Source organism: Pseudomonas sp. PS01299 (assembly GCF_029960145.1).
GTDB classification, from domain to species: domain Bacteria; phylum Pseudomonadota; class Gammaproteobacteria; order Pseudomonadales; family Pseudomonadaceae; genus Aquipseudomonas; species Aquipseudomonas putida_A.
Map to the genome: position 1 here is coordinate 1 of NZ_JASCPO010000090.1, position 23,263 is coordinate 23,263.

Here is a 23,263-nt window from a genome sequence, read left to right on the forward strand (position 1 = left end):
CACATTGGTTCTGCGTACACAGTACTAAATGTGGGAGCGAGCTTGCTCGCGAAAGGGCCAGTGCCGGCACTAGAGAATCAAAGCCCTTCCAGCTCCGCCATCAGATCATTCAAGCGATCCACCTTGTCCTCGGTCATGTCACTCGCCGCCAGGCCTTCGATGTACTCGGCCAGTTCCTGCACCGTGCTGCACTCGAACATCGCCCGCAGCGGCACATCGCGTTGCAGGGTTTTCTGCACCCGCGAGGCGATCTGCGTGGCCAGCAACGAATGCCCGCCCAGCTCGAAGAAGTTGTCGCGCACCCCGACCTTGTCGACCTTGAGCACTTCGGCCCAGATGTCGGCCAGGGTCTGCTCCAGCTCGTTGCGCGGGGCCAGGTAATCCTGACTCTGCAACTGGCCGATTTCCAGGGCCGGCAAGGCCTTGCGGTCGAGTTTACCGTTGGCGTTGTGCGGCAGCTGATCGAGCCACAACCAGTGCAGCGGCACCATGTATTCCGGCAGTTCGCTACGCAGGCGTTGCTTGATCCGCTCCAGACGTTCGCTCGGGTTGAGCGCCGAATCCGCCGCGACCAGATAACCGACCAAGTGCTTGCCATTCACGCCTTCCTGCACGCCGACCGCCGCATCGCGGACTTCCGGCTGTTCGTGCAGACGCGCTTCGATTTCACCCAGTTCGATCCGGTAACCGCGAATCTTCACCTGATGGTCGACCCGGCCAACGTACTCCAGCACCCCGTCACTGCGCCGCCGCGCGAGGTCACCGGTGCGATACAGACGCTCGCCCGGCGCGCCGAACGGGTTCGGCACAAATACCGGCGCGGTGCGCAGCGGATCGCTGACGTAACCGCGACCGACACCGGTCCCGGCCACGCACAACTCACCCACCGCGCCCAGCGGCACCAGTTCCAGCGCGCCATCGACCAGATACAGCAAGTTGTTGTCGGTCGGCGTACCGATCGGCAAATAGCTGCCGTGAGTCGAAGCCATGTCCACACGGAAGAACGCCACGTCATCGGAGCATTCCGCCGGGCCATAAGCATTGACCAGACCGATCTGCGGATAACGCAGCAGCCACTGGTGCGCGAGTTCCGGCGGCATGGCTTCACCGGTCGGCAGCATCCAGCGCAGACCGTCGAGGCTCAGGCGCTCGGAGGCGAGCATGCCCTGAATCAACGACGGCACGCTCTCGAGCACGGTGATCCCCTGCGCCTGCACATGCATCAGCAACCCCTGCGGATCGTGAGCGATAGTGTTCGGCACAATGTCCACCCGCGCCCCGAACAGCGGCGCGGCGAGGAACTGCCAGACCGAAATGTCGAAGCTTTGCGATGCGGTCTGCGCGATCACGTCGGCGTCCGTCAGTTGCAGGTACGGCACTTTGCTCAATTGGTTGTTGAGCATGCCGCGCTGCTCGATCATCACGCCTTTCGGCAGACCGGTCGAACCCGAGGTGTAGATCACGTAGGCCAGGTTGTCCGGACCGCTGTGGATACCGAGGTTTTCGGCGCTAGTCGCAGCAGCCTGAATCTCCTCCCAGACCAACAGCCGTGGACGGTTGGCGCAGCTGAACTCATCGAGCAAAGTCTGCGCCTGTTCGCGGCAGGCTTCGCTGCACACCAGCACTGGCGTGCGGCTCAGTTCGATGATGCGTTGCAGACGCTGGCTCGGCAGGCCCGGATCCAGCGGCAGGTAACCGGCACCGGCCTTGAAGCTGCCGATGATCATCCCCAAAAGATCCAGATTACGTTCGGCCAGCAACGCTACCGGTTGATCCAACTGCACCCCGGCGGCGGCCAGTGCATGGCCGAGGCGGTTGGCGTTGTGGTTGAGCGCCGCATAGCTCAGTTGCTGATCAAGGCACGTAGCGGCGATGCGCTGCGGATGCGCCGCGACCTGCGCTTCGAACAGCGCCACGTAGCTCTGCTCCAGCGGATAATCGTGGGCGCTCTGGTTGCAGCCGTGCAGCAGGAATTCCTGCTCATCAAAGCCCAGCAGCGGCAGGTCAGCCATGTCGCCATGGAAGCCATCGACCAATGCCAGCAGCAGGCGCTTGAACTCACCGAGCATGCGCTCGATCGTCGATTCGTCGAAGTAGCGCTGGTCATAGGACAGATGCAGGCCGAGGTCATCGCCCGGGTAGCACACCGCCGTCAGCGGGAAGTTGGTGTGGGTACGACCAGAGTCCGATGTAGCGTTGAGGCTCTGTGCACGGTCCAGCACCGAGACTTCCACCGGCGCGTTCTCGAACACGAACAGACTGTCGAACAGCGGCTGGCCTTTCGGCAATTCGCTCTGTTCCTGAATGTTCACCAGCGGCAGGTATTCGTACTCGCGCAGTTGCATGTTGCTGTCGAGCAACCCGCTCAACCACTGCCGCACGCTGCTGCGCTGATCGTCCTCAGGCATTTTTACCCGCAGCGCGATGCTGTTGATGAACAGGCCGACGGTGCGCTGCATCTCCGGCATTTCCACCGGACGCCCGGCCACGGTGACGCCGAACAGCACGTCGCGATCACCGCTCAGGCGGCGCAGCACCAAGGCCCATGCCGCTTGAGCGAAGGTGTTGATGGTCAGTTGATGAGCCTGGGCCAGCTCGCGCAGCCGGACGCCATCTTCAACGTTGAGACGGGTGTAGCGGTCACCGACGATCATGCCGCCGCTTTCGCCGGCGTGTTCGCGTAGGAACGGTCGGTCGCTCGGGATCGGCGTGGTGCGCTCGAAACCTTGCAGGTTCTGCTGCCACCACTGACGTGCCTCGGCCAGGCTCTGGCGTTGCAGCCAGCCGATGTAGTCGCGGTAACGCGGCGGCACCGACAACTGTGCTTCGCGACCTTCACCGAGGGCGGTGTAAATCTCGAAGAAATCGTTCATCAGCAGCGAACGGCACCAGGCATCGATGAGGATGTGGTGGTTACTCATCATGAACCAGTAACGCGCCGTGCCGACCTTGATCAGGCGCAGGTGGAACGGTGCCTGATTGAGCAGATCGAACCCGGCCTCACGCTCGCTTTTCAGCAGCGCTTGCAGCTTCGGTTCTTGCTCGTCCTCGGCGATGGCGCTCCAGTCCAGGTACTCGATCGGCGTACGACCCGGGGTGTGGATCACTTGCAGCATGTCCTCGCCGACGTTCCAGCAGAACGATGCACGCAGCGCTTCATGACGGGCGACCACCGCTTGCCAGGCCTGGGCGAAACGCTCGGGATCGAGCTCGCTGTTGATGCGGTAGCGATCCTGCATGTAGTACAGACCGGTGCCCGGTTCGAGCAAGGTGTGCAGCAACATGCCTTCCTGCATCGGCGTCAGCGGGTAGACGTCTTCGATGTGCGCCGCCGGCACCGGCAGTGCATCGAGTTGCGCCTGGGTCAGTTTCGCCAGCGGGAAGTCCGACGGCGTCAGGCCACCGGCCGTGTCTTGCAGGCAATGGCCGATCAGGCTTTGCAGCTCGCCGAGGTAAGCGTCGGCCAGATCGTTGATGGTTTGCCTCTCATGGCGCTCGGCGCTGAAAGTCCAGCGCAGCAGCAGTTCGCCGCCGTACACCTGACTGTCGATGCTCAACTCGTTGGGCAACGGCGCCTGCGGATCGTGGGCCGCACCGACCGGCTCGTCCAGCGGACGGAACAGCGCATCGCTGGCGAAACTCTGATCGAACTGGCCGAGGTAGTTGAAGGTCACCGGTGCGTTCGGCAACGCCGCCATGCTGCGCTGGCTGAGGTCATCGGCCAGATAGCGCAGCACGCCATAGCCGAGGCCTTTGTGCGGCACCGCGCGCAGTTGTTCCTTGATCGCCTTGATCGAAGCGCCCTGCCCGGCGGCCTCTTCGATGTTGTGCGGGGTCAGGCGTAATGGATAGGCGCTGGTGAACCAACCGACGGTGCGAGTCAGGTCGATCTCGTCGAACAGGGTTTCGCGGCCGTGGCCTTCCAGTTGAATCAATGCCGACGGCTGCCCGCTCCAGCGGCACAGCACGCGGGCCAGCGCGGTCAGCAGCAGATCGTTGACCTGCGTGCGGTAGGCCCGCGGTGCCTGTTGCAGCAGTTGTTGGGTACGCTCGGCATCGAGGCGCACGCTGACGGTTTGCGCGTGACGATTCTGTTGTCCGCCCTGCGGGTTTTCGCACGGCAGATCGGCGTTCGATCCGGCCAGTTGGGTTTGCCACCAGTTCAGTTCTTCACGCAGTGATTCGCTGCCGGCGTAGGCCTGCAAACGTGCCGCCCAGTCCTTGAAGGCACTGGTTTTCGCCGGCAGTTTTACCGACTGTTCGGCTTCGAGCTGGCGGTACACGGTTTGCAGATCGTCGAGCAAGACGCGCCACGACACGCCGTCGACCACCAGGTGATGGATCGCAATAAACAGGCGTTGCTGCCCTTCGGGACCATCGACCAGCAAGGCGCGCAGCAGCGGGCCGTTTTGCAAATCGAGACTGCGCTGGGCATCGGCGAACAGTGCTGCGCACTGGTCCATCGCCGCCACCCGCACCTGCCACAACACCTCGGCGTCGGACACCGGTTGATGCGTTGCCTGCCATTGATCGTTGGCCTGAGTGAAGCGCAGACGCAGGGCGTCGTGCTGTTCGATCACTGCCAGCAGCGCCTGCTCCAGACGATGCGGTTCCAGCACCACGCTCGGCTCCAGCAGCAGCGCCTGGTTCCAGTGCTGACGCTCAGGAATATCAGTATCGAAGAACCAGTGCTGGATCGGCGTCATGGCCGACTCACCGACCACCAGTCCCTGCTCGGCAGTGACTTGCTCGCTGCGGCTGGCGACAGCGGCCAGGGTCTGCACCGTCTGATGCTGGAACAGATCCCGTGGACTGAAATGAATGCCCTGCTGCCGCGCACGGCTGACCACTTGAATCGACAGGATCGAGTCGCCGCCGAGTTCGAAGAAGTTGTCGTTGAGACCGACCTGCTCGACGTTGAGCACCTCGCACCAGATCTGCGCCAGGGTCTGCTCCAGCTCATTGCTCGGGGCGACGTAGTGCTGACGGTTCAGCTCGGGATCCGGTGCCGGCAAGGCGCGGCGGTCGAGTTTGCCGTTGGCGGTCAGCGGCATGCTCGCCAGCAGGATCAGGTGCGTCGGCACCATGTAGTCCGGCAATTGCGCCTTGAGGTGCGACTTCAGTGCTTCACGCAGTTCGGCCTGTTGCGCTTCGCCTTGCTCGGCGACGTCGCTGACCAGGTAGCCCACCAGTTGCTTGCCGCTCGGCGCATCCAGCGCCAGCACCACCGCTTCGCGGATCGAGTGGTGATCGAGCAGACGGGTTTCGATCTCACCCAGCTCGATGCGGAAACCACGGATTTTCACCTGATGGTCGATCCGCCCCAGGTACTCCACCAGCCCATCGGCACGCTGGCGCACCAGATCGCCGGTGCGGTACATGCGCCCGCCATCGGCGGCAAACGGGTCTGCCACGAAACGCTCGGCGCTGATGCCCGGACGGTCGTGATAGCCCTGCGCCAGACCGGCGCCGCCGACGAACAACTCACCGGTCGCACCTTGCGGTACCAACGCCAGATCGGCGTCGAGAATGTAAGCCACGCGATCACCGATCACGCTGCCGATCGGCACGCTGCCGGCGCCTTCTTCCAGCACTTCCGGGGCGAGACTGGCGAGCGGCATGACCACCGTTTCAGTCGGGCCATAGGCATTGAAGAACAGACTCGGCTTGAACGCCGCGCGAATCCGTTGCAGGTGTTCGCCGGTCAGCGCTTCGCCGCCGGTGATGATCATCCGCACCGGCAGAACCTGGTTTTGCGTCGCGAGGAACTGCGCCAACTGGCTGCCATAGCTCGGGGTGAAGCCGAGCACATTGATCCGGTGGGTGCGGATCAACCCGCAGATTTCTTCCGCATCCCACTGCCCTTGCGCTCGCAGCACCACGTGCGCGCCGCTGAGCAACGGCACCAGCAGACGCTCGGTGGCGGCGTCGAAGTTGATCGAATAGAAGTGCAGCTCGCAGTCGTCCGGGCGCATGCCGAAACGTTCGATCACGGCCTGGCAATGCATGGCGATTTCACCGTGGGACACCACCACGCCTTTCGGCTTGCCGGTCGAGCCCGAGGTGTAAATCAGATAGGCCTGATGCTGCGGCAGGCTGATAAAGGGCAGCTCAGTGGCCGGGTAATCCGCCAGCGCCGCGCTGTCATCTTCCAGGCACCAGCGCGCCACGCTCGACGGCAAATCACCGAGGGCAGTGAACATCGCCCGGTCGCTGAGCAGCAGACCGATGCGGCTGTCTTCGATCATGTAGTGCAGGCGATCGAGCGGATATTCCGGGTCCAGCGGCACATAAGCGCCGCCGGCCTTGAGAATCGCCAGCAGGCCGACGACCATTTCCAGCGAACGCTCCAGCGCCAGACCAACCCGCACTTGCGGGCCGACCCCACGCTCGCGCAGGGCCCAGGCCAGGCGATTGGCGCGGGCATCGAGTTCGGCGTAGCTCAAAGTCTGTCCGGCGAAAGTCAGGGCCGGGGCATCTTTGCGCGCCAGCGCCTGCTCGGCGAACAGGTGATGGATGCACTGGTCGAGACGACGTTCGCCCGGTTCAACGCCGAGGCTGTCGAGCAACTGCTGTTGTTCAGTCGGGGCGAGCAGCGGCAACTGGCTCAGACGCTGTTGCGGATCGGCGATCAACGCTTCCAGCAGGTTGCGCCAATGCTGGGCCATGCGCGCGATGGTCGGTTCGTCGAACAGGTCGGTGCTGTAGGTCAGGCAGCAACCGAGGCGATGATCGAGGTCGGTGACTTCCAGGTTGAGGTCGAACTTGGTCGCCCGCGCATCGTTGGCCAGGTACTCGACGGTCATCCCGGCGAGCATCCGGCTCTGCTGGAATTCCCAGCGCTGCACGTTGCACATCACCTGGAACAACGGGTTGTACGCCGCACTGCGCGGCGGTTGCAGCGCTTCGACCAGATGATCGAACGGCAGGTCCTGATGCGACTGGCCTTCGATAACGGTGTGGCGCACTTGCTCGAACAATTCGCCCACCGACATCTGCCCGTCGAGCTGGCAACGCAGCACCTGAGTGTTGAGGAATGCGCCGATCAGCCCTTCGCTTTCCGGGCGGATACGGTTGGCCACCGGCGCGCCGATGCGCAAGTCGGTCTGGCCGCTGTAGCGGTAGAGCAAGGTGGCGAGCGCAGCGGTCATGGTCATGAACAGGGTCAGACCGTTCTGCGCATTGAACGCGCGGACGCGAGCGGCGAGATCGTCGCTCAGATCGAAACGGAACAGCTCACCCTGGTGGCTTTGCACCGGTGGCCGCGGACGGTCGCCGGGCAGTTCCAGCAACGGATGTTCGCGACCCAGTTGCGCGGTCCAGTAGTCGAGCTGGCGCTGACGTTCACCTGACTCCAGCCACTGCCGTTGCCAGACGCTGTAATCCAGGTACTGCACCGGCAACGCTTCAAGCGGCGAATCGCGGTCATCGACGAACGCTTCGTACAGCGCGCTGAGCTCGCGGGCAAAAATATCCATCGCCCAGCCTTCGGTGACGATGTGATGCAGGGTCAGCACGAAGTAATGCTCGTGCTCGGCGGTCTTCACCAGACAGGCGCGAAGCAGCGGGCCGCTTTCCAGGTCGAACGGCAGATGCGCTTCGTCATCGGCCAGTTGCTGGACCTGCTGCTCACGCTGGTCAGCCGGCAGTTTCGAGAAATCCTTCCAGCCCATGCGCACGCCGGTCTCGGCATGCACCTGTTGACGGGCCACGCCATCGACGCTCGGGAACGTGGTGCGCAGGGTTTCGTGGCGCAGGATCAACGCCTGCAAGGCTGCCTCGAAATGCTCGACGTGCAACACGCCGCGCAGGCGCGCCATGCCGCCGACGTTGTACGCCGGGCTGTCCGGTTCCATCTGCCAGAGGAACCACATGCGTTGTTGCGAGTACGACAACGGCACCGCTTGGCGGCGATCGACTTTGGCAATCGGCGGCTGCTGGTTGGTCTGGCCGCTGGCCTGGATCAGCCGGATCTGCTCGGCGAAGTCACCGAGTTCGCTGTGCTCGAACAACGCGCGTAACGGCAACTCGACGTCACAGGCCTGCCGGCTGCGCGAGATGATTTGCGTGGCCAGCAACGAGTGCCCGCCGAGGGCGAAGAAGTCGTCGCGCAGACCGATCCGTGGCAGACCCAGCACTTCACGCCAGATCGCGGCGATCTGTTGCTCCAGCTCGGTGACCGGTTCGACGTGTTCACGCACCTGCCACTGCGGCTCGGGCAAGGCGCGGCGGTCGAGCTTGCCGCTCGGGCTCAGGGGCATTGCGTCCAGGCGCATCAGTTGCGCCGGGACCATGTATTCCGGCAGTTCGGCGGCCAGTGCGGTTTTCAGGCGGGCGATCTGCACGTGCTGATCTTCGCTGGCGTCGGCGGCAGTGAAATAGCCGATCAGTTGCGCGCCGGTTGCGGTTTCCCGTACCAGCACCACGGCTTGGGCGACGCCGTTCTGAGCCAGCAGCCGCGCTTCGATTTCTTCCGGTTCAACGCGGAAACCACGCAGTTTGACCTGCTGATCAAGGCGCCCGAGGTATTCGATCACGCCGTCCGAGGTCCAGCGTGCACGGTCACCGGTGCGGTACAAACGTGCGCCCTGCTCGCCCAACGGGTCGACCACAAAGCGCTCGGCCGTCAGCGCCGGGCGACCGAGGTAACCCCGGGCCAGACCGATGCCGCTGATGCACAGTTCACCCGGAACACCGGCCGGTACGGGATTGAGATCGGCGTCGAGCACGCGGCAGATCACGTTGCCCAGCGGCCGGCCAATTGGTGAACGCTCGCCGTCGGCCGTGGTGCAGTGCCAGTGGGTGACGTTGATCGCGGTTTCGGTCGGGCCGTAACGGTTGTGCAGTTGCACCGCCGGCAGCTGCGCCAGCACGCGGTTGCGCAGTTCCGCCGGCAGCGCTTCACCGCCGGAGAATAACCGGCGCAGGCTGGTGCATTCGGCGCTCAGCGGCTCATCGATGAACAGCGCGAGCAGCGGCGGCACGAAGTGCAGCGTAGTCACGCCGTATTGCTGAACCAACTGCGCGATGCGATGCGGATCGCGGTGTTCACCAGGGCCGGCGATCAGCAGACGCGCGCCAGTGATCAGCGGCCAGAAGCATTCCCACACCGATACGTCGAAACTGATCGGCGCCTTTTGCATCAGCACGTCGCTGTCATTCAGGCGATAGCTGTTCTGCATCCACTGCAGCCGTTCGGCCAACGCGGCATGGGTGTTGCCGACGCCTTTCGGTTGCCCGGTGGAGCCGGAGGTGTAAATCACGTAGGCGAGGTTGTCGCCATGCAGGTGCAGACCCGGCGCCTGGCTCGGCCAGTTCTCCAGATGCAGCGCGTCCATGGCGATCACGCTGACGCCGTCACTGGCCGGCAAGCGATCGAGCAATGCGGTCTGGGTCAGTAGCAGTTCGACGCCGCTGTCGCTGAGCATGTAAGCCAAGCGCTCGGCCGGATAATCCGGATCCAGCGGCACATAAGCGCCACCGGCCTTGATAATCGCCAGCAGGCCGATCAGCAGTTGCGACGAACGCTCGGCGGCAATCGCCACGCACACATCCGGGCCGACACCTTTGTCGCGCAGATAATGCGCGAGACGGTTGGCCTGGGCGTGCAATTCGGCGAAGTCGAGGCTACCTCCGTCCCACACCAGCGCGGTGCGTTCCGGAGTCTGGCGTGCCTGTTCGTTGAGCAGTTCCGGCAGCCATTGCTGCGCCGGGGTGCACGGGGCGACGCTCCACGCTTGTTGCTGTTCCTGCTCGCACGGAGTCAGCAATGGCAGGTCGCCGATCGCCTGTTGCGGTTGTTCGCAGACCGCGCGCAGCAGGTTGCTGAAATGTTCGGCCAGACGCTCGATGGTCGCCGCGTCGAACAGTTCATCGGCGTAGTCGAAGGACAGGGTCAAGCGCCCGTTGCGATCTTCTTCGCTGTGCAGTTGCAGGTCGAACTTGGCTTCGCGGCTGTGCCACGGCAGTTCTTCGGCGAGCAGGCCCGGCAGGCGCTTGAGCGCACTCAAGTCGCGTTGCTGGTGGTTGAACATGACCTGGAACAGACCCTGTTCACGGGCCTGCGGGAACGCTTCGAGCAGTTGTTCGAACGGCAGATCCTGATGGGCCTGCGCACCCAGTGCAGCCTCGCGGGTCTGCGCCAGCAACTCGACAAACGACAGCCGCGAATCAACCTCGGCACGCAGCACCTGAGTGTTGATGAAGAAGCCGATCAGACCCTGGGTTTCGAGGCGCGGACGGTTGGCGTTGGGGATGCCGATGCGGATATCGCGTTGACCGCTGTAGCGGTGCAGCAGGCTCTGGAACGCCGAGAGCAACAGCATGAACGGCGTCGACTGGTGAGCCTGGGCGGTCTGCTTGATCGCGTCGCTGAGGCTGACACCGAGGCGCACGCTGTGGCGCGCGGCGCTGTGCAATTGTCTGGCTGAACGCGGGTGGTCGGTGGCCAGTTCCAGCACCGGATGTTCGTCGCCCAGCCGGGCTTTCCAGTACGCCAGTTGCCGCTCGCCCTCGCCTTGCGCCAGCCATTGGCGCTGCCAACTGCCGTAGTCGGCGTATTGGGTGGGCAGCGGCGCGAGTTCGGCGCGCTGGCCTTGGGATGCCGCAGCGTACAGGCGCGAGAATTCGTCGATCAGCACGTTCAGCGACCAGCCGTCGGCGATGATGTGATGCAGCGTCACCAGAAGCTGATGATCTTCGTCGTCGAGACGTACGAGTGTCACCCACAGCAGTGGGCCTTTTTCCAGATCGAACTGGGTGCGCGCCTCGTCCTCGCGGATCTGTTGCGCGCGGGCTTCACGTTCGTGCGCCGGCAGGTCGCTGATGTCGATCAGTTGCAGGTTGAATTCAGGTGCGGCGTCGACTTGTTGCAGCGCTACGCCGTCGCGCTCGAAGAAGCGCGTGCGCAGCGATTCGTGGCGTTCGATCAGTTGCTGGAAGCTGGCGCGCAGCGCATCTTCGTCCAGTTCGCCACGCAGACGCAGGGCGCCGGGGATGTTGTAGGCGCTGCTGTGCGGGTCGAGTTGCCAGGTGATCCAAAGTCGGTTTTGCGCCAGCGATTGCGGCAGTGCTTCGCTGCGCGACAAGGCGTTGATTGCGTCTTGGGCGTTACCGCCATCCTGTTGCTGCTGCGCCACGGCAGCGGCGAATGCCGACAGGGTCGGTGCTTCGAACAACAGGCGCAGGTTCAGCTCCAGGCCCAGTTCTTCGCGCACCTTGGCGATCACCTGAGTTGCCGCAATCGAGTTGCCGCCGAGCAGGAAGAAATGATCGTCGGCGTTGACCTGTTTGAGGTTGAGTTGCTCGGCCCAGATCTTGCCAATCAGCGCTTCCAGCTCGGAAGCTGCCAGGGTCGGCTCGGTACTTTGCAGCTCGGCGGAGGGGAACACCGCGTAGCTGTCGAGGCTGCCATCGGCCAGACGATTGCGGCACGCCGAGCGTTGCAGCTTGCCGCTGGACGTCTTCGACAGCGCGCCCGGGTTGAGCAGCACCACCACGTTCGGCGCCTCTTGATAGGCCTCGGCCACCGCTTGGCGAATAGCTTTGATCAGCGCTTCGGGCGGCAGGATTTTCTGCACGCTGCGGCTGATTTCTGCGGCGATGCCAATGCCTTCTTCACCGCCTTGAGTGACCGCGAATGCCGCGACGCGACCTTTGCGCACCACCTCCACTTCGTTCTCGACGGTCTTCTCGATGTCCTGCGGATAGAGGTTGTGGCCACGCACGATCAGCATGTCTTTCAGGCGCCCGGTGATGAACAGTTCACCGTCGCGGATGAAGCCCAGATCGCCAGTGCGCAGCCAGGTGCGACCGGCGTGCTGGACAAAGGTCTTGGCGCTGGCCTCGGGGTTGCGCCAGTAGCCGTGAGCGATGCTCGGCCCGGCGGCCCAGACTTCACCGACCGCATTGTCATTGAGTTCTTGCAGGCTGCCCGGATCGACGATCAGCACCGCGTGCTCAGGCTGGCTGATGCCGCAACTCATGATCGGGCTGCCGTCACCCGGCTCGGCGCGATTTTGCGCCAGCGCCAGATCGTCGACACGCAGCGCAGGAATGCCCGTGCCGCGCGGTGTGCCGGCAACAAACAGGGTCGCCTCGGCCAGACCATAGGAGGCCATGAAGCTGTCTTCGCTGAAGCCGCACGGGGTGAACTTCTCGGCGAAGCGCTCAAGGGTATCGAGACGGATCGGTTCGGAGCCGGAATAGGCCACGCGCCAGCGGCTCAGGTCGAGGCGCTCCAGTGCTGATTCGCTGACCCGCTCGCTGCACAAACGATAGGCGAAATCCGGCCCGCCGCTGATGGTGCCGCCGTATTGGCTGATCGCTTCAAGCCAGCGCAACGGGCGACCAAGGAAGTACGCGGGTGACATCAGGATGCACGGTACGCCGCTGAAAATCGGCTGGAGTAATCCGCCGATCAGACCCATGTCGTGGTACAGCGGCAGCCAGCTGACGATCACATCGTCGGGGTTCACGTCGATGCCGAAACCGTGGCGGATCAGCAGCTCGTTGGCCACCAGATTACCGTGGCTGACCTGCACGCCTTTGGGCAGCGCGGTGGAGCCGGAGGTGTATTGCAGGAAGGCGATGTGGTCTTGCGGCAAAGTCGGTTCGACCCAGCGCTCGGCCAGGGCGTTGTCGAGGGTATCGACGCACAGCAACGGCGGCGCGCCATCGATTTGCTGCAAGGCATCGCGCAGGTCGGCGCTGGTCAGCAGCAGACGCGGTTCGGCGTCGGCAATGATAGACAGCAGGCGTTCCTGGTGATGCCGACGTGCGGATTCCGGCGGATAGGCCGGCACCGCGATCACCCCGGCGTACAGACAACCGAAAAACGCCGCGACGTAATCCGCGCCGCTGGGAAACAGCAGCACCGCGCGATCACCGAATTCAGCCTGGGCCTGCAACGCGGCAGCAATGGTCCGCGCGCGTTGATCCAGTTCGCGGTAACTGAGCACCACGCCCTGCTCCTCGGTTTCGGCGAGAAAGCGCAGGGCCAGGCGATCCGGCGTCTGTGCCGCACGGCGCTGGAGGGCTTGGACCAGAGTGCTGGGGAGTTCGAACGCGTCGGTCATGAGGTTTCCTGCCTGAATTCGGCTTGCTAAGTGGAATCGAGTTGCTGCGTCACGCCGGTCGAGGGCGTGCAGGGCGCGGTCTGTGCCGACCGCGCAAGGCATCGGAATGCTGTCTGGCCGGGGCTCGGTACCCGGAACCATTCACCAATGAGAACGGATGACGTCTTGAAATAATTAGTCGGCAGGCTGGATCGCCAACGGGGGCTGGGGTGTGGCGGTGTGTCGCAGTTCTCGATTCGCACCTTTAAGGAGCATTAGTTCTCTTTCTCAATTGACAATCATTATCATTCAACATAATTTGTCGCTCGATGTGTAGGACGGCCCCGTCCCCCGGCGTCCCACTAACCTATTGGCAGCAAGGTGATTTCCATGACGGAACAAGTATCCACAAGCAGGTGCGATTCACCGCTACTTCAGGCCTTCGTCGACAATCGACTGATTCTGGTGAAGATCGCAGCGCGCATTACCGGCTGCCGTTCGCGCGCCGAAGACGTGGTGCAGGATGCGTTCTTCCGCTTGCAGTCGGCCCCGCCGATCACGTCGTCGATCAAGGCGCAATTGAGTTATCTGTTCCAGATCGTGCGCAACCTCGCCATCGATCACTACCGCAAACAGGCGCTGGAACAGAAGTACTCAGGCCCGGAAGAGGAAGGGTTGAATGTGGTCATTCAGGGCGCTTCGCCGGAAACCTCGCATATCAACTTCTCGACGCTGGAACACATCGCCGACGCGCTGACCGAACTGCCCAGCCGCACCCGCTACGCCTTCGAGATGTACCGTCTGCACGGCGTGCCGCAAAAGGACATCGCCAAGGAACTCGGCGTCTCGCCAACCCTGGTCAATTTCATGATTCGCGATGCGCTGGTGCACTGCCGCAAGGTGTCGGGCAGTCGTGGGGGTGCGGCTTCGATGGGTCGTCGCTAAGCCCTGAATTCGGCGTCAAGCCATTCGCGAGCAAGCCCGCACCCACATTTGACCGGCGTACACAGGTCGATGTGGGAGCGGGCTTGCTCGCGAAGGCAGACTTGAAACCGCAATAGATCCCAGGCCTTGTCACTTCAGGCCAGCTTGCACCGATCAAAAAACCGCTCACGCCCCAGAATCATCAACGCCGCGCGCTTGTGCGGAAAGTCGAATTCCTTCTCGCAGTGGAAGCACTGATTCTGCATGTGGCCGATCATCTTCGCGTTGTCGGCACGCGGTTCGGCGACCACGCGCTGGGTACGCGGATCATCCAGAAACAGATAGTGCACCAGCGCCGACAACCAGCTCGCGACCTTGTGCGGGCCACGGTGATTCTCTTCCCCCACCAGCATGTGAATGCCACGGTCGTAATTGTCGACATCATAGAACGGCGCGATGCGATCTTCCTTGGCCCAGTAGGCCTCGAAATAGGCAAACGGCTGATCGTCGAAACAGCCGATCAACGTCAGCGTGTGCGGATCGGCGTCGAGCTTGCTCAGGTATTCGCGATGCTGCTCAAGACTGCCCTCCTCCTGCCAGAAACTGGCGACACGCGGACTGTTCTGCCAGCGATTGAACCGCGCCAGATCCTGCTCGATCTCCAGCGTGCGCAGGGAAATCCACGCCCCGAGGCGTGCATCGAAACGTCGATAGACTTCACCGCGCGGCTTGACCGGGCGCTGCGGATGGCGCTTGCCCTGGCTGATCACCATTTGTTGCGGGTAGCTGCCGCTCAGCGATGTACCGAGCCATGGCTGCGGCAATTGCCAGAACAGGGTGCGCTCGCAACGGTATTCGCCGGCCACTTCGGTGCTGACCAGCAAGCCGCTGAGCAAGGCTTCGGTGGGTGGCTGATCCAGCTGCCAGAGCAATTGCTGGCGCTCCGGCTCACGGGCGAACAACCAGTAACAGGCAGCCCACAACGCCAGGCCGGGCGGCAGGGCAAAACGCTCATCGAGCTGAATCGGGCCGGTGCCGTCACGATTCAGACGCAAGCGAACCAGCGGTTGCCCGTCCAGGCTCAGGCTCAGACGGCTTTCAGTAGCATCGGCTACCAGTTCACTGCCCGAAGGCAAGGCCAGGGCAGTCAGGTCATTCAGATTGGACATGGGTCGGGCTCACGATAATCGTCGACAGTTCAACGATGGGACGTGAGCCGCACGGGAAAATTTAGCCGGCGGGGTCAAATCAGTGTTGCGGTACCGGTACCAGAGCGATCTTGTATGGCTCGAAAATCTTCAGCATCTGCCCGTTGTCCCGCAGCTCCTGCAACAATTTGCCAAACGCCTCGCCGGTGATCGGCGCGGCCGGGCGCAGAATGGAGTAATGGTGATAAACCTGATCGATGCGCTGCGACACCAGCAACTTGTCGGCCACCTTTTCGTTGCGTTTCAGGTAGTCGAACAGGTAAGAGCGCGTGACCAAGGCGATGTCGGCGCGCCCGCGCAGCACCATCAACAGGTTGCTGTCATGGGAATAGGTCAACGTGGCCTTGAACGTATCCGCGAGAAATTTGGGGTCGGCGTTGAAATTGGCGAACTCGTAGTGATAACCGCTGTACAGCGCCAGCCGCTTGCCCTTGAGGTCCGAGAAGTAATCCTGCTGCCGACCCTCCTCGCGTTGCGCGACGAAAATCTCGGCATCTTCCAGACCCATATCGACCGTGGTGTGTGGAATGTCCTTCCAGCCCCACTCCGGGTTTTCGAAAATCGCCATGTCGGTGCGCCCTTCCTTCAAGTCACCGAAACGCCGGGGAATCGAGGTCGGTACCAGGACAAACTGATACTCCTTCTGCAACGCATTCAGCGCTTCGACCAATTCCGGCAGCAGACCGGTGTCGGCACCGTTTTCCGGGCGGATGGTGTAAGGCGGAAAGTGCGCGGCGCCCACTCGAACCAGTTGCGCCGCCTGCGCAGGCAGCCCTGAAAATGCCGTCAGCGCGACGAGTACCAGCCCCGTGGCCGTCCGAATTGGCGAAGACTTCAAAACACCCCACTCCCCGAAAAAATACCGATCAATGCATTCAAGCTAGGCGGTTTCGCCCAGTTAGCCAGTTTCCTGACCTGTTGAAACGTGGGTTAACGCTCTTCGAGCACCAGAATCAGCGCTTCATCGGCCAACTGATCGAGGCTCAGGCTGCCGCCGGCACGAAACCAGGTGGTGGTCCAGGACAGCGCGCCAGTGAGAAAACGTCGGGTAATGAATACATCGCCACGGATAAACCCCGCCTCCTTGGCTTCGCCCAGCACCTGCAACCAGAGGTCTTCATAGACATCGCGCAGGGCCAGCACCCGGGCCTGACCTTCTTCGGACAGCGAACGCCATTCATAGACCAGCACCGCCATGGCTTCGCCGCTGCCGCCCATGATCGACTGCAACTCGCAGCGAATCAGCGCCAGCACCCGCTCGCGCACGTTACTGGCTTCGGCCAACGCGGCGCGCATCAGCGCGGTGTTGTAGCGGATGGTTTCTTCCATCACCGCCCGGAGGATTTCATCCTTGCTCTTGAAGTGATGAAAAATGCTCCCGGACTGGATCCCCACCGCCCCCGCCAGGTCACGCACCGTGGTGCGCTCGTAGCCTTTGTTGCGGAACAGGTGAGCGGCCACTTGCAGCAGTTTGCCGCGGGCGCTGTCGGGGTCAGTCAACTGGCCCTGGTCGACCAGTTCGCGCATGACCCTCAGGGCTTTTTGCTCGTCCACCCGTTCTCTCCTACAGTCGATCAGTCTGTTGCCCCCTGAACACGCAGGGTTGCGCGCAATTTAAGCCGCGGGCCGCAACCAAGCAAGCGCTTGGGCAGAAGATATTTCAGTGGTTTACAAACCAAGCGCTTGCTTGGTAGCCTCCAGACACTTCTGTCGCAGGTTCCTGAGTCGGAGATAAAAATGCCCACCACCGTTCGGATCGGATGCGCCAGCGCATTCTGGGGTGACACCAGTACCGCCGCCGCACAACTTGTGGCCGGCGGGCAGCTGGATTATCTGGTGTTCGATTACTTGGCCGAAATCACCCTGTCGATCATGGCCGGCGCGCGCATGAAGGACCCGCAGGCAGGGTTCGCCGGGGACTTCGTTGAGGTGCTCGCGCCGCTGCTGCCGCAACTGGCTGAACAGAAAATTCGCGTGATCAGCAACGCCGGCGGGATCAATCCGAAAGCCTGTGCCGCCGCCCTGCAGGCTGCCTGCGACAAGGCCGGGGTCAGTCTGAAAATCGCCGTGCTGCTCGGCGATGACCTGCAACCGCAATTCAAGCAACTTGCCGCCCAAGGCATCCACGAAATGTTCAACGGCACGCCGCTGCCGCCGATGTGCGTATCGACCAACGCCTACCTCGGCGCACCGGGCATCGTCGAAGCCCTGCGCCTGGGCGCCGACATCGTCATCACCGGGCGTGTGGTCGACAGCGCGGTGGTCAGTGCGGCGCTGGTGCATGAGTTCGGCTGGGCGTGGCACGACTACGACAAACTGGCCCAGGCCGCGCTCGCCGGGCACATCATCGAATGCGGCGCGCAATGCACCGGGGGCAATTTCACCGACTGGCGCGACGTGCCGGACTACGAACACATCGGTTTTCCCATCGTTGAAGTCAGTGCCGACGGCCAGTTCATCGTGAGCAAACCCGAAGGCTCCGGCGGATTGGTGACGCCGCTGACCGTTGGCGAGCAGATGCTCTATGAAATCGGTGATCCGCAGGCCTATCTGTTGCCGGATGTAGTCTGCGATTTCACTCAAGTGAAACTGCAGCAACAGGGCAAAAACGCCGTGCACGTCCACGGAGCCAAAGGCCTGCCGCCCAGCGATAAATACAAGGTCAGCGCGACCTGGCCGGACGGATTCCGCTGCACAGCCAGTTGCCTGATCGCCGGCATCGATGCGGTGGACAAGGCGCGCCGCGTCAGTCAGGCAATCATCGACAAGACTGCAGAAATGTTCAGCCAGCGCGGCTGGCCACCCTACAGCGAAGTCAACATTGAACTGCTCGGCAGCGAAGCCACATACGGCCCTCACGGCCAGCGTCGTGACAGCCGCGAGGTGGTGATCAAACTTGCGGTGCGCCATCCACTGAAACCGGCGCTGATCCTGTTCTCCCGGGAAATCGCCCAGGCTGCCACCGGCATGGCACCGGGACTGACCGGCATCGTCGGCGGACGGCCGACGGTGTATCCGCTGATCCGTCTGTTCTCGTTCCTGATCGATAAAACCGCCTGCACCCTGCACATCGACATGGCCGGTGAACAGCATCCCTGCGCCCTCCCCGCGCAAATGCCGCTCGACAGCCATGACCTGCCAACCCCCGACCAGCTACCCAAACCCCAAGGCCGCGCCGACGCCAGTGTGCCGTTGGTGAAACTGGCGGTGGCGCGCTCCGGTGACAAGGGCAACCACAGCAACATCGGTGTCCTGCCGCGTCGACCGGAATACCTGCCATGGATCGCCGAAGCGCTGACGCCAGCGGTGATCGTCGACTGGATGCGCCATGTGCTCGACCCGATTCACGGCCGGGTCGAACGCTGGTACCTGCCCGGCACCCACAGCCTGAATTTTCTGCTGGAGAACGCGCTTGGCGGCGGTGGCGTGGCGAGTCTGCGCATCGATCCCCAGGGCAAGGCCTTCGCTCAGCAACTGCTGGAAATCCAGATCCCGGTGCCGCAGAGCATCGCCGAACAACTCGACTAGAGGTTGGGCTTCATGGCTTACGCATCGATTTTCAAAGCCGATCTGTTCAGCGGCCAGACCATCATCGTCACCGGTGGCGGCAGTGGCATCGGCCGTTGCACCGCGCATGAACTGGCGGCGCTCGGCGCCACTGTGCTGCTGGTCGGGCGCAAACCGGAGAAGCTGCAAAAGGTCGCCGCCGAAATCAGCGAAGACGGCGGCCGCGCCCATTGGCAGGCCTGCGATATCCGTGACGAAGACGCGGTGAAACAACTGGTCGCCGGGCTGATCGCCGAACACGGGCCGATCCACGGTCTGGTCAACAATGCCGGCGGCCAGTACCCGTCGCCACTGGCCGCGATCAATCAGAAAGGCTTTGAAACCGTATTGCGCACCAACCTGGTCGGCGGCTTCCTGATGGCCCGGGAAGTGTTCAACCAGTCGATGAGCAAACACGGCGGCAACATCGTCAACATGCTTGCCGACATGTGGGGCGGCATGCCCGGCATGGGCCACTCGGGCGCGGCACGTTCGGGGATGGACAACTTCACCAAAACCGCCGCGTTCGAGTGGGGGTACGCCGGGGTGCGGGTCAATGCGGTGGCGCCGGGCTGGATCGCGTCCAGCGGCATGGACACTTATGAAGGCGCTTTCAAAGCCGTGATCCCGACCCTGCGCGAACACGTGCCACTCAAACGCATCGGTACCGAATCGGAGGTCAGTGCGGCGATCGTTTTTCTGCTCAGCCCGGCGGCGGCGTTCATCAGCGGCAGCACCTTGAAAATCGATGGTGCGGCCAGTCTCGGCAGCCGCGCATGGCCGTTGCACAAGGCAAGCCACAGCGAGTCGTTCAACGGTTTCCATCGGGCGTACCTGCCCGACGTGCTCAAGGACAAGGAGTAAGCCATGCCGCAGATCCAGTCCCAACTCGATCCGCACAGTGAAGCTTTCGCGCGCAACTGCGCGGCGATGCTCACGGCCATCGAGCAAGTCCAGCAACTGGAACAGAACCTGCTGAACAAGGCTGCCGAAGCCAAGGGCAAATTCGACAAGCGCGGGCAACTGCTGCCCCGCGAACGCCTGAACCTGCTGCTCGACCCCGGCGCGCCGTTCCTCGAACTGGCGAGCCTGGCCGGCTACAAGCTGCACGACGACAAGGACGGCAGCGCTGCCGGTGGCGGCCTGATCGCCGGCATCGGTTACGTGTCCGGCATACGGGCGATGGTGGTGGCCAACAACAGCGCGATCAAGGGCGGCACGATCTCCCCCACCGGCCTGAAAAAATCCCTGCGGCTGCAACAGATCGCCCTGGAAAACAAACTGCCGGTGATCACTCTGGCAGAGAGCGGCGGCGCCAACCTCAATTATGCGGCGGAGATATTCGTCGAAGGCGCACGCAGTTTTGCCAATCAGGCGCGGATGTCGGCCATGGGGTTGCCGCAAATTACCGTGGTGCACGGCTCGGCGACGGCCGGTGGCGCCTATCAACCGGGGCTGTCGGATTACGTGGTGGTGGTGCGCGGCAAGGCCAAGCTGTTTCTCGCCGGACCGCCACTGCTCAAGGCCGCGACTGGCGAGGTCGCCACCGATGAAGAGCTGGGCGGCGCCGAGATGCACGCGCAGGTCGCCGGCACCGCCGAGTATCTGGCCGAGAACGATGCCGATGGCGTGCGCCTGGTCCGCGAGATCTTGCGCATGCTGCCGTGGAACGAGCAACTGCCGTGGCTGCCCGAGCCGCAATACAAGGCGCCGCTGTACCCGATCGACGAGCTGCTCGGGCTGATTCCCGACGACCCGAAGAAGCCCTACGACGTGCGCGAAATCGTTGCGCGGATTGCCGATGAATCGGAGTTTCTCGAATTCAAGGGCGAGTTCGATCAGCAAACCATCTGCGGCCAGTTGAAAATCCACGGCCGCGCCTGCGGCTTGATCGGCAACAACGGCCCGATCACCCCCGCCGGCGCGAGCAAGGCCGCGCAGTTCATTCAGCTGTGCGACCAGAGCCAGACGCCGCTGCTGTTTTTCCACAACACCACCGGTTTCATGGTCGGCACCGAGTCCGAGCAGCAAGGCGTGATCAAACACGGCTCGAAACTGATTCAAGCGGTGGCCAATGCGCGAGTGCCTAAACTGACGATTGTCGTCGGTGGCTCCTACGGTGCCGGCAACTATGCGATGTGCGGACGCGGTCTCGATCCACGTTTCATCTTCGCCTGGCCCAACAGCCGCACCGCGGTAATGGGCGGCGCGCAGGCCGGCAAGGTGTTGCGCATCGTCACCGAGGCCAAACAGCTCAAGGAAGGCCTGGTGCCGGATCCGAAAATGCTCGACATGCTCGAACAGGTCACCGCGCAGAAACTCGACAGCCAGTCCACCGCGCTCTACGGCAGCGCCAACCTGTGGGATGACGGCCTGATCGATCCGCGCGATACGCGCACCCTGCTCGGTTACCTGCTGGATATCTGCCACGAAGCCGACATCCGCACGTTGCAACCCAACAGCTTCGGCGTCAGCCGCTTCTGACTGCCACGGATCCCAAGGAGAACAATAAAAATGATCTTCACCCCGGAACACGAAGCACTGCGCCGCACCGTCCGCCAATTCGTCGAGCACGAAATCAACCCGCACGTCGATGAATGGGAAAAGGCCGGACGCTTTCCAATCCACGAGATTTTCCGCAGGGCCGGCGACCTCGGCCTGCTGGGGATTTCCAAGCCGGAAAAATTCGGCGGCATGGGCCTCGACTACAGCTATTCGATTGTCGCCGCCGAAGAGTTCGGCACTATCCACTGCGGCGGCATTCCGATGTCGATCGGCGTGCAGACCGACATGTGCACCCCGGCGCTGGCCCGTTTCGGCTCCGATGAATTACGCGACGAATTCCTCCGTCCGGCGATCACCGGCGAGCAGGTCGGTTGCATCGGCGTCTCGGAAGTCGGTGCCGGCTCCGACGTCGCCGGACTCAAGACCAGCGCGCGCAAGGACGGCGACGACTACGTGATCAACGGCAGCAAGATGTGGATCACCAACTCGCCCAGCGCCGACTTCATCTGCCTGCTGGCCAATACCTCGGACGACAAGCCGCACATCAACAAGTCGCTGATCATGGTGCCGATGAACACCCCGGGCATCAGCCTCAGCTCGCACCTGGACAAGCTCGGCATGCGCAGCTCGGAAACCGCCCAGGTGTTTTTCGATAACGTGCGTGTGCCGCAGCGCAACCGCATCGGCCACGAAGGCGCCGGGTTCATGATGCAGATGCTGCAGTTCCAGGAAGAACGCCTGTTCGGCGCGGCGAACATGATCAAGGGTCTGGAATATTGCGTCGACAGCACCATCGAGTACTGCAAGGAGCGCAAGACCTTCGGCAACGCGCTGATCGACAATCAGGTGATCCACTTCCGCCTCGCCGAACTGCAGACCGAAATCGAATGCCTGCGAGCGCTGGTCTATCAGGCCACCGAGCAATATGTGAAAGGTCAGGACGTCACGCGCCTCGCGTCGATGGCCAAACTCAAGGCCGGCCGTCTCGGCCGTGAAGTCAGCGACAGCTGCCTGCAATATTGGGGCGGCATGGGCTTCATGTGGGACAACCCGGTGGCCCGCGCCTATCGCGACGTGCGGCTGGTTTCGATCGGCGGCGGCGCCGACGAAATCATGCTGGGGATCATCTGCAAACTGATGGGCATCCTGCCGGGGAAAAAGAAATGAGCGCCCTGCCCGACTGCCAGACGCTGCTGCTGGAACAGCACGGCGGCGTGCTGCACATCACCCTCAATCGCCCCGACAGCCGCAATGCGATGAGCCTGCAGATGGTCGCCGAACTGCGCGCGGTATTGGCGGCGGTGCGCGATGACCGCGGGGTTCGCGCTCTGGTCCTCAGCGGTGCCGGTGGGCATTTCTGTGCGGGTGGCGACATCAAGGACATGGCCAATGCCCGTGCCCAGGGGGCCGACGCTTACCGCGAGTTGAACCGCGCCTTTGGAGCCCTGCTGCAAGAAGCTCAGGACGCACCACAAGTGCTGATCACCGTTTTACAGGGCGCAGTGCTCGGTGGTGGTTTCGGGCTGGCATGTGTCAGCGATATCGCCATGGCCGATCATCAGGCGCAGTTCGGCCTGCCGGAAACCAGCCTCGGTCTGCTGCCGGCACAGATTGCGCCGTTCGTGGTGCAGCGCATCGGCCTGACCGAAACCCGCCGCCTGGCACTGACCGCCGCACGTTTCGACGGTCATCAGGCGCGGCGGCTGGGGCTGGTGCATTTCGTCGAGCAGGATCCGCAGGCACTGGCAGAACGACTCGACGAAGTGCTCGACCATGTTTTGTGCTGCGCACCCGAAGCGAATGCGGCGACCAAAAAACTGCTGCTCGCCAGTGCCGGGCAGCCTTCGAGTGAATTGCTGGATGAAGCGGCGCGGTGGTTCAGCGAAGCGGTGACCGGGGCCGAAGGGATCGAGGGCACCATAGCTTTCGTGCAAAAACGTAAACCTGGGTGGGCCCCTTAAAAGCTTCGCGAGCAAGCCCGCTCCCACAGACGGAACGCATTCCAAATGTGGGAGCGGGCTTGCT

At 62.9% G+C, this 23,263-nt stretch carries 10 protein-coding genes; 6 read left to right on the plus strand and 4 right to left on the minus strand.

Features of this window, described 5'->3' with window-relative positions:
* Positions 1-77 precede the first annotated feature (77 nt).
* Positions 78-13,076, minus strand: a complete 12,999-nt coding sequence (locus tag QMX91_RS16890) for a non-ribosomal peptide synthetase (RefSeq protein ID WP_282413075.1) — start codon at positions 13,074-13,076, stop codon at positions 78-80.
* A 369-nt stretch (positions 13,077-13,445) separates the two neighbouring features.
* Here QMX91_RS16890 and QMX91_RS16895 point away from each other — a divergent pair, with 369 nt between their 5' ends.
* The gene (locus tag QMX91_RS16895) at positions 13,446-14,000 is read left to right on the plus strand and encodes an RNA polymerase factor sigma-70 (RefSeq protein ID WP_134786992.1); all 555 of its coding nucleotides are present in this window, start codon (positions 13,446-13,448) and stop codon (positions 13,998-14,000) included.
* A 134-nt stretch (positions 14,001-14,134) separates the two neighbouring features.
* Here the strand turns inward: QMX91_RS16895 and QMX91_RS16900 are convergent, their stop codons facing one another.
* The 3 genes from QMX91_RS16900 to QMX91_RS16910 all read right to left on the minus strand — a co-directional run bounded on the left by QMX91_RS16900 (position 14,135) and on the right by QMX91_RS16910 (position 16,741).
* Positions 14,135-15,148 carry a GNAT family N-acetyltransferase gene (locus tag QMX91_RS16900; protein ID WP_134786993.1) on the minus strand — a complete coding sequence of 338 codons (1,014 nt, stop codon included), beginning with the start codon at positions 15,146-15,148 and terminating at the stop codon, positions 14,135-14,137.
* A 79-nt stretch (positions 15,149-15,227) separates the two neighbouring features.
* The gene (locus tag QMX91_RS16905; protein ID WP_098964866.1) at positions 15,228-16,025 is read right to left on the minus strand and encodes a transporter substrate-binding domain-containing protein; all 798 of its coding nucleotides are present in this window, start codon (positions 16,023-16,025) and stop codon (positions 15,228-15,230) included.
* A 92-nt stretch (positions 16,026-16,117) separates the two neighbouring features.
* Positions 16,118-16,741, minus strand: a complete 624-nt coding sequence (locus QMX91_RS16910; protein WP_027613405.1) for a TetR/AcrR family transcriptional regulator — start codon at positions 16,739-16,741, stop codon at positions 16,118-16,120.
* A 183-nt stretch (positions 16,742-16,924) separates the two neighbouring features.
* Between QMX91_RS16910 and QMX91_RS16915 the strand changes: the two genes are divergently transcribed.
* The 5 genes from QMX91_RS16915 to QMX91_RS16935 are packed head-to-tail and all read left to right on the plus strand — an operon-like array spanning position 16,925 to position 23,199.
* Entirely contained in the window at positions 16,925-18,715 is a 1,791-nt protein-coding gene (locus tag QMX91_RS16915) for an acyclic terpene utilization AtuA family protein (RefSeq protein WP_282413076.1), read from the plus strand.
* 12 nt (positions 18,716-18,727) lie between these two features.
* Positions 18,728-19,597 (plus strand): SDR family oxidoreductase, encoded by an 870-nt coding sequence (locus tag QMX91_RS16920; protein ID WP_115989249.1) that lies wholly within the window; start codon positions 18,728-18,730, stop codon positions 19,595-19,597.
* Between the two features lie 3 nt (positions 19,598-19,600).
* Positions 19,601-21,217, plus strand: a complete 1,617-nt coding sequence (gene atuC, locus QMX91_RS16925) for a geranyl-CoA carboxylase subunit beta (RefSeq protein WP_027613408.1) — start codon at positions 19,601-19,603, stop codon at positions 21,215-21,217.
* Positions 21,218-21,247: 30 nt separating this feature from the next.
* Positions 21,248-22,405: a citronellyl-CoA dehydrogenase gene (gene atuD / locus QMX91_RS16930; RefSeq protein ID WP_282413077.1), complete on the plus strand. Its 1,158-nt coding sequence runs from the start codon at positions 21,248-21,250 to the stop codon at positions 22,403-22,405.
* Positions 22,402-23,199 carry an enoyl-CoA hydratase-related protein gene (locus tag QMX91_RS16935; RefSeq protein WP_282413078.1) on the plus strand — a complete coding sequence of 266 codons (798 nt, stop codon included), beginning with the start codon at positions 22,402-22,404 and terminating at the stop codon, positions 23,197-23,199. Before atuD ends, QMX91_RS16935 begins: the two co-directional genes overlap by 4 nt.
* The last annotated feature ends 64 nt before the right edge of the window (positions 23,200-23,263 follow it).